Raw genomic sequence first — 7,166 nt, 5'->3', positions numbered from 1 at the left:
ACCGCGGACAGTGTTCACCATCGAGGTCGAGGACGTGGACGCCATGTGCGAGCAGCTGACCGGCCGTGGCGTCCGGTTGCTGAACGGACCGATGGACAGGCCGTGGGGGATTCGCACCGCGAGCTTCTCCGATCCGGCCGGACACATCTGGGAGATCGCGCACTGACCAACCCGCCCGACGAACCCGGCCGCCGACGAACCCGGCCGCCGACGAACCCGGCTGCCGACGACCCATGGTGCGTTACCTGGTCGCGGTGTCCGACGGCCAGCCGACGAACTGGGCGCTAGGCAGAGGACTTGGTCCGGCGCTCCAGGGCATCCTCGAACGGCTCGCCGAGCGCCCACATCGCCTCGAACGCGTAGCTCAGACTGCTGGCCAGCGCCGGGTGCTCGACCAGGATGTTGGTCGAGGTGAGCGCGCCCGCGATCGGGTCGGTCAGCGAGAACAGCGCCCGGTGACCGTCGGCCAGGCACAGCTTCATCGGCACCTCGGCAGCCACCCGGGCCCCCTCGCCGGCCTTGATGAACTCCAGCGTCTCGGCGACCACCTCGGGGTTGTCGAGGATGCCCGGCTCGTAGATGCAGCGGACGTCGCCACCGTTGGCCACGATCCGGCGGGTCGCCTCCAGGCCCAGCGGGTTGTTCGGCATCGCGTACGGCGGCTTCGTCAGGGTCAGCAGCGACTTCTCGGCCTCCCGCTGCAGGTCGCGGAACCGAGCGCCGACCATGCCGGGGTCGCGCAGCACCTCGACGTAGTCCAGCGGTGCGGTCTCCTGCCGGCCCGCTGACCAGGTGTCACGCAGGCTGGCGGCGAGGTTGGTGGAGTGGGACTCAAGTCCCGCCAGCGACTGGCGCTGCACCGCCAGCAGCCGCTCGACAGCCGCTTCCGGATCCGTTGCCGCGTACCTGGTCACCGGCCCCGGCCAATCACGGGCCAGCCCCCGCGAGACCAGGCTGTTGAGCACGTCGTAGATGCGTTGCCGGGGAATGCCCGCCTCGTTGGCCAGTTCGGAAGCGGCGTAGCTCTCCCGTTGGATAAGGGTCAGGTAAGCCTTCGCCTCGTAGCGGGTCATCCCGAGTTGCACGAGGCCGTGCACATGCATGTGCGGATCTGCCATGCCCGAACGGTACCGAGCCATCCGCCGGAAAGCCCGTGTTTCTTGGCGGCACCCTCAAAATCACGTGTGAACCGCATGTGAAATCCTGGTGTGGCGGCACCTCGGACGCTGCGGCCGGAGCTGGGCGCTCCATGTGATCAGCGCTGAACCGGCTGGTCGAGGCTGATCCGGCTCAATCAGCCGAGGGCCGCCAGCTGGCCGCAGGCACCGTCGATCTCCTGGCCGCGGGTGTCGCGGACGGTCACCGGCACACCGTGGTCAGCCAACCGAGCCATGAACTCCTCCTCGACCGGCTTGGGGGAAGCGTCCCATTTCGACCCGGGGGTGGGGTTGAGCGGGATCAGATTCACATGCGCCAGCCGGCCCGACAGCAGGGTGCCGAGCAGGTCCGCGCGCCACGGCTGGTCGTTGATGTTGCGAATCATCGCGTACTCGATCGAGTACCGGCGTCCGGTTCGCGCGGCGTAGGCGTCAGCGGCCTCGAGCACCTCCCGGACCTTCCAGCGGGTGTTCACCGGCACCAGGGTGTCGCGCAACTCGTCGTCCGGGGCATGCAGTGACACCGCCAGCGTGACGTTGAGCCCCTCGTCGGCGAGCTTGCCGATGGCAGGCACCAGGCCGACCGTGGAGACGGTGACCGAGCGCTGGGACAGGCCCAGGCCGGACGGGGCCGGATCGATCAGCCGGTGCAGCGCCGCGGCCACCCGCTTGTAGTTGGCCAGCGGCTCGCCCATGCCCATGAACACCACGTTGGACAGCCGCACCGGGCCACCGGGCAGTTCTCCAGCTGCCGCCACCCGGGCAGCGGCGACCGCCTGCTCGACGATCTCGGCGGTGGACAGATTGCGGTTGAGGCCGCCCTGGCCGGTGGCGCAGAACGGGCACGCCATGCCGCAGCCGGCCTGGCTGGAGATGCAGACCGTGAGCCGGTCGCGGTAACGCATCAGCACGCTTTCCACGAGGGTGCCGTCGTGCAGCCGCCACAGCGTCTTGCGGGTGGTGCCGCGGTCGGTCTCGACGTGGCGCACCTCGGTCAACAGCGGTGGCAGCAACGCGGCGCCGAGCCGGTCCCGAACCGCCGCCGGCAGGTCCGTCATGGCCGCGGGATCGTTCGCCAGCCGGCCGAAGTAGTGCCGGGACAGCTGGTCGGCGCGAAACGGCTTCTCGCCGAGTTCGGTCACCGCGGCGCGGCGTTCGGCCGGTGAGAGGTCGGCAAGATGGCGCGGCGGCGTCGCCTTGCGCGGGGCGTCGAAGATCAGTGGAAGCGAGGTCATCAGGTCATCCATTGTCCCACGGCCCTCCGCCGGAGAACGCCACGATCGACCGGCGCTGGGCCTTCGCGGCGTCGGGCGGCTAAGCGGCCTGTGCGTGCGCGGCTCAACGTGTGGGCGGCTCGGGCGTGGGGCGACTCAGCCTAGGGGCGGCTCGGGCGTGGGGCGGCTCAGCCGGGCAGGAACGCGGCCAGCAGCAGGTAGGCCACCGGGGCACACGGCAACAGGGAGTCCAGCCGGTCCATGATGCCGCCATGGCCGGGCAGCAGCTTGCCCATGTCCTTGATCCCGAGGTCCCGCTTGATCATGGACTCGCCCAGGTCACCGAGGGTGGCGGTGACCACCACCGCGACGCCGAACAGCGCACCCTGCCACCACTGCTGGTGGAAGCAGAACACCATCATCAGCACGCCTTCGACCCCGCCGGCCAGCAGCGAGCCCGCGAAACCCTCCCAGGACTTCTTCGGCGAGACGGTGGGTGCCATCGGATGCTTGCCGATCAGCACACCGACCGCATACCCACCGGTGTCCGAGCACACCACCGTCAGGATGAAGAGCACGATCCGGGCGGCGCCGTCATCGGCATGCGCCATCAAGGCGGCAAAGCCCGCCAGGAACGGGACGTAGAGCGCGACCAGGTTGCCGGCGGCCACGTCCCGCAGGTAACCGGTGGCCCCGTCGGCCAGCCGCCAGACGGTCAGACCCAGCACGGTCAACAGCAGCGCGCCGACCAGGCCGTCCGGGCCGCGGAACCACGCTGCCGCCTCCATGACGAGCACGCCCGCCAGCAGCGGTACCAGCGGTGGCCGCGTCTCGGTGGTGCCGATCGCCGTCGCCATCTCGAACACCCCGATGGCGACCGCGATGCTGAGCAGGACCACGAAGCTCGGACGGTAGAGGGCCAGCGTGCCGATGATCAGGACGGCCAGGCCCACTCCGACACCGATCGCGGCGGGTAGGTTCCGGCCGGCCCGGGACTTCCGCGGCGGCGGGGCGATCGGCGGGATGCTCAGCTCAGGCGGGCTCGTTCCCGGTGCCGTTGCCGTCAGTGCGGTGGCCGGTGCCGTGCCGAGTCCGGGGTCGGCGGCGGTCCGGCCGTTCGTGGCGCGGGAAGCACCGGGTGCCGCGGTGTCGGGAGGGTCGGCCGGCGGGTCGAGCACCGGCGTGGCCAGCGCCGGGCCGGGGCGCCGGGAACTGACCAGCGCGAGTCCACCTCGGGCCGGCTTGCCGGCACCACCGGACCGTAGCGCCTCGACGATCCGCAGGTGTCGGGCCGCCGATCCAGCCTCGGTCGCCGACTCGGCGTCGGTCGGTGATCCGGCGTCGGTCGGTGATCCGGCATCGGTCGCCGATCCGGAGGCGGTCGGTGATGCGGAGGCGGTCGGTGATGCGGAGTCAGTCGGTGATCCGGCCGGAGGCTCCTCGGCCGCCGCATGGCGGGCTGACCTGGACGGCCGCTGGGCAAGGCCGGGTGACGCCGCCCGCGACCGGGCGATCAGCTCCGCCGCGGACAGACCACCATCGCCGCCGTGCCGACCGGCCGAGGCAGGCGGTTCGCCGACCGGCGGTTCGTCACGATCGGTCATCAAACCTCGAGAAGCTCGGCTTCTTTGTGCCTGACCAGGTCGTCCACGGCCGCCACGTACTTGTCGGTCACCTTCTGCAGTTCGGCCTCGGCGCGATGGGCGTCGTCCTCGCCGACCCCGCTCTCCTTGTCCTTGACCAACTTGCCGAAGGTGTCGTTGGCGTGCCGGCGCACCGCCCGGATCGAGACCTTGGCGTCCTCGCCCTTGCTCTTGGCGACCTTGACCAGCTCGCGCCGGCGCTCCTCGGTGAGCTGGGGAAAGATCACTCGGATCAGGTTGCCGTCGTTGCTGGGGTTCACGCCGAGATCGCTGTTACGGATGGCCTTCTCGATCGCCTGCAGCTGGCTGGCGTCGTAGGGCTTGATGACCGCCATCCGAGCCTCGGGAGTGCTGATCGAGGCCAGCTGCGGAAGCGGGGTCATGGCACCGTAGTACTCGACGGTGATCCGGGCGAAGCTGCTCGCCGCCGCCCGGCCGGTCCGGAGGCTGGTCAGGTCATCGCGCAGCACGGTGACCGCCTTCTCCATCTTCTCCTCGGCTTCGAAGAGCGTCTCCTCGATCACGTCAGTCTCCTGGTTCTAGCGATGCGGGCGGTGCGCTGTCAGTCCTCGGGGCCGACCAGCGTGCCGATCTTCTCGCGACGGATCACCCGTGCGATGTTGCCATCGGCAAGATCGAACACCACGATCGGCATCCCGTTGTCCCGGCACAGGCTGAAGGCGGTGGCATCGGCGACCTGCAGCCCGCGGCTGAGCACCTCGTCGTAACTGATGGTGTCGAACTTGACGGCGTTCGGGCTGGTTCGCGGATCCGCGTCGTAGACGCCATCGACGCCGTTCTTGCCCATCAGCAGCACGTTGCAGCCGATCTCCAGGGCACGCTGCGCCGCGGCGGTGTCGGTGGAGAAGTACGGCATGCCGGCACCGGCTCCGAAGATGACGACCCGGCCCTTCTCCAGGTGCCGTTCGGCGCGGCGGGGCACGTAGGGCTCGGCGACCTGGCCCATCGTGATCGCGGTCTGCACCCTGGTCGGCACGCCCGCCTTCTCCAGGAAGTCCTGCAGCGCCAGGCAGTTCATCACGGTGCCCAGCATGCCCATGTAGTCGGCGCGGTCACGGTCCATGCCGCGCTGGCTGAGTTCGGCGCCGCGGAAGAAGTTGCCGCCGCCGACCACCACCGCCACCTGGGTGCCGGCATCGTTGACCTCGGAGATCTGCCGGGCGATCGAGGCCACCACGTCCGGGTCGACGCCGACCTCGCCGCCGCCGAACACCTGGCCCGACAGCTTCAGCATCACCCGCCGGTAGGGGGCGCGCTCGGGTCGGCTGCCATCGCTGGACGGCACGAACTCCGGATCGGGAGACGACAGAAGGGCCGCCTGTCCGGTCTCGGTCATGGCGGCCCCTCTCCTCGTCATTGCGTTCCCTAACGATCCTGCCTCATCGCGGCCCGAAACGCGGACAACGGCTCGGACGGATCGCAGGCTGTCAGGCTGAGCCGACCTCGAACCGTGCGAAGCCGAGCAGCTTCACACCGGCCTCGTCCATCATCGCCTTGACGGTCTTCTTGTTGTCCTGGACGGCGGACTGCTCCAGCAGCACGCCACCCTCGGACTTGAAGAAGCCGTTCAGCCTGCCCTCGACGATCTTTCCCAGCGCGGCTTCGGGCTTGCCCTCCTCGCGGGCGGTGGCCTCGGCGATCCGCTTCTCGTTCTCGATCGTCTCGCTCGGCACGTCCTCGCGGGTGAGGAACTGCGCCTTCAGCGCCGCGACCTGCATCGCGGCGCCGCGGGCGGCGCTCACGTCGTCGCCCTCGAAGGCGACCAGGACGCCCACCTGCGGCGGCAGGTCGCTGGACTTGCGGTGCAGGTAGGTCGCGACCTTGCCGTCGAGCTTCACCGCGCGGCGCAGCTCGATCTTCTCGCCGATCACGGCGTTGAGGGCCTCGATGTTCTCGGCCACGGTCTTGCCGTCGACCAGCGTCTCGTTCAGCAGTGACTGCGCATCGGTGGCCGAGGAGCCGACGAAGTGGGCGACGATGTCGGCGGCCAGCGACTGGAACTGCTCGTTCTTGGCGACGAAGTCGGTCTCGCAGGCCAGTTCGATCATCGCGTTCTCGGCGGCGGCGACCAGGCCGTTGCTGGTCTCGCGCTCGGCGCCGCGCTTGGCGGCCTTGCCGGCGCCCTTGATCCGTAGCTCTTCCACAGCCTTGTCGAAGTCCCCGTCAGCGCTCTCCAGGGCCTTCTTCGCGTCCATCATGCCGGCGCCGGTGGCGTCGCGGAGCTTCTTCACGTCGGCGGCAGTGATTGCCATCTTTGATGTGTCCCGTCTCTCGTCTTTCGAATCTCAGGTGGGTGGCCCGCTCTCGCATGGCGAGGGCGTCCGATCTCATCGAGACGGACGCCCTCCCCGGCGGGGTTGCCTGTGCCCAGGCGGTCGCTGTCAGGAAGCGGTCGCGCCGTCGGAGCTGGCGTCCGCGGTGGGTGCCTCGGTGGCTGCTTCGGCCGGAGCGGCTGCTTCGGCGGGGGCGGCTGCAGGGGTCGCTTCTGCCGGGGCGGCTGCAGGGGTCGCTTCTGCCGGGGCGGCTGCTTCGGCTGCTTCGGCGGGGGCTGCTTCGGCCGGGGCGACGTCGGGCGTCTGGGTGGGCTTGAGCAGCTCGGTCTCCCAGTCGGCCAGCGGCTCGTCGGCGGCGAGCACGCCCGGCTCGGGCTTCTCGTCGCGGCCGGCGTTGGCAGCCAGGCCGGCGCGCTGCATCAGCCCTTCGGCCACCGCGTCGGCGATCACCCGGGTCAGCAGGCCGGCGCTGCGGATGGCGTCGTCGTTGCCCGGGATCTTGTAGTCGACCTCGTCCGGGTCACAGTTGGTGTCCAGGATGGCGATGACCGGGATGTTGAGCTTGTGGGCCTCGGCGACTGCCAGGTGCTCCTTCTTGGTGTCGACGATCCAGACCGCGCTCGGGGTCTTGGTCATCTCACGGATGCCGCCCAGGGTGCGCTCGAGCTTGATCTTCTCGCGGGTCAGGATGAGCTGTTCCTTCTTGGTGGCGGTGCCCTCCCAGCCGTTCTCCTCCATCGCCTCGAGTTCCTTCAGGCGCTGCAGCCGCTTGTAGACGGTGGAGAAGTTGGTGAGCATGCCGCCCAGCCAGCGCTGGTTGACATAGGGCATGCCGACCCGGGTGGACTGCTCGGCGAT

General features: G+C 69.7%; 8 protein-coding genes. 1 reads left to right on the top strand and 7 read right to left on the bottom strand.

What is annotated here, in order from left to right:
- On the top strand, window positions 1–166 hold a 166-nt coding region (locus tag VF542_RS01655), incomplete at its 5' end, for a VOC family protein (RefSeq protein WP_408649967.1).
- 118 nt (window positions 167–284) lie between these two features.
- On the opposite strand, the gene VF542_RS01650 is transcribed toward VF542_RS01655, so the two are convergent.
- From VF542_RS01650 to rpsB, 7 genes are all read right to left on the bottom strand, one after another.
- Entirely contained in the window at window positions 285–1,118 is an 834-nt protein-coding gene (locus VF542_RS01650; RefSeq protein ID WP_408649964.1) for a TrmB family transcriptional regulator, read from the bottom strand.
- A gap of 176 nt (window positions 1,119–1,294) precedes the next feature.
- Window positions 1,295–2,395: a 23S rRNA (adenine(2503)-C(2))-methyltransferase RlmN gene (gene rlmN / locus VF542_RS01645; RefSeq protein WP_408649966.1), complete on the bottom strand. Its 1,101-nt coding sequence runs from the start codon at window positions 2,393–2,395 to the stop codon at window positions 1,295–1,297.
- 164 nt (window positions 2,396–2,559) lie between these two features.
- On the bottom strand, window positions 2,560–3,975 hold the full coding sequence (locus VF542_RS01640; protein WP_408649963.1) for a phosphatidate cytidylyltransferase: 1,416 nt from the start codon (window positions 3,973–3,975) through the stop codon (window positions 2,560–2,562).
- Window positions 3,975–4,538 (bottom strand): ribosome recycling factor, encoded by a 564-nt coding sequence (frr, locus tag VF542_RS01635; protein ID WP_408649962.1) that lies wholly within the window; start codon window positions 4,536–4,538, stop codon window positions 3,975–3,977. The genes VF542_RS01640 and frr overlap by 1 nt, the downstream gene beginning before the upstream one ends.
- Before the next feature lie 38 nt (window positions 4,539–4,576).
- Complete coding sequence (pyrH, locus tag VF542_RS01630) at window positions 4,577–5,269, bottom strand: UMP kinase (protein ID WP_408649965.1); 693 nt, start codon at window positions 5,267–5,269, stop codon at window positions 4,577–4,579.
- A 193-nt stretch (window positions 5,270–5,462) separates the two neighbouring features.
- Window positions 5,463–6,287, bottom strand: coding sequence for a translation elongation factor Ts (gene tsf, locus VF542_RS01625; RefSeq protein ID WP_408649961.1), 825 nt, complete (start codon window positions 6,285–6,287; stop codon window positions 5,463–5,465).
- 129 nt (window positions 6,288–6,416) lie between these two features.
- A partial coding sequence (rpsB, locus tag VF542_RS01620; RefSeq protein WP_408649960.1) for a 30S ribosomal protein S2 occupies window positions 6,417–7,166 on the bottom strand: 750 nt, incomplete at its 5' end.

The sequence above is a fragment of the Jatrophihabitans sp. genome (assembly GCF_036389215.1).
GTDB lineage: Bacteria > Actinomycetota > Actinomycetes > Mycobacteriales > Jatrophihabitantaceae > Jatrophihabitans_A.
Note: the sequence above shows the minus strand (reverse complement) of the source record. Positions and strands in the feature narration are given on the sequence as shown.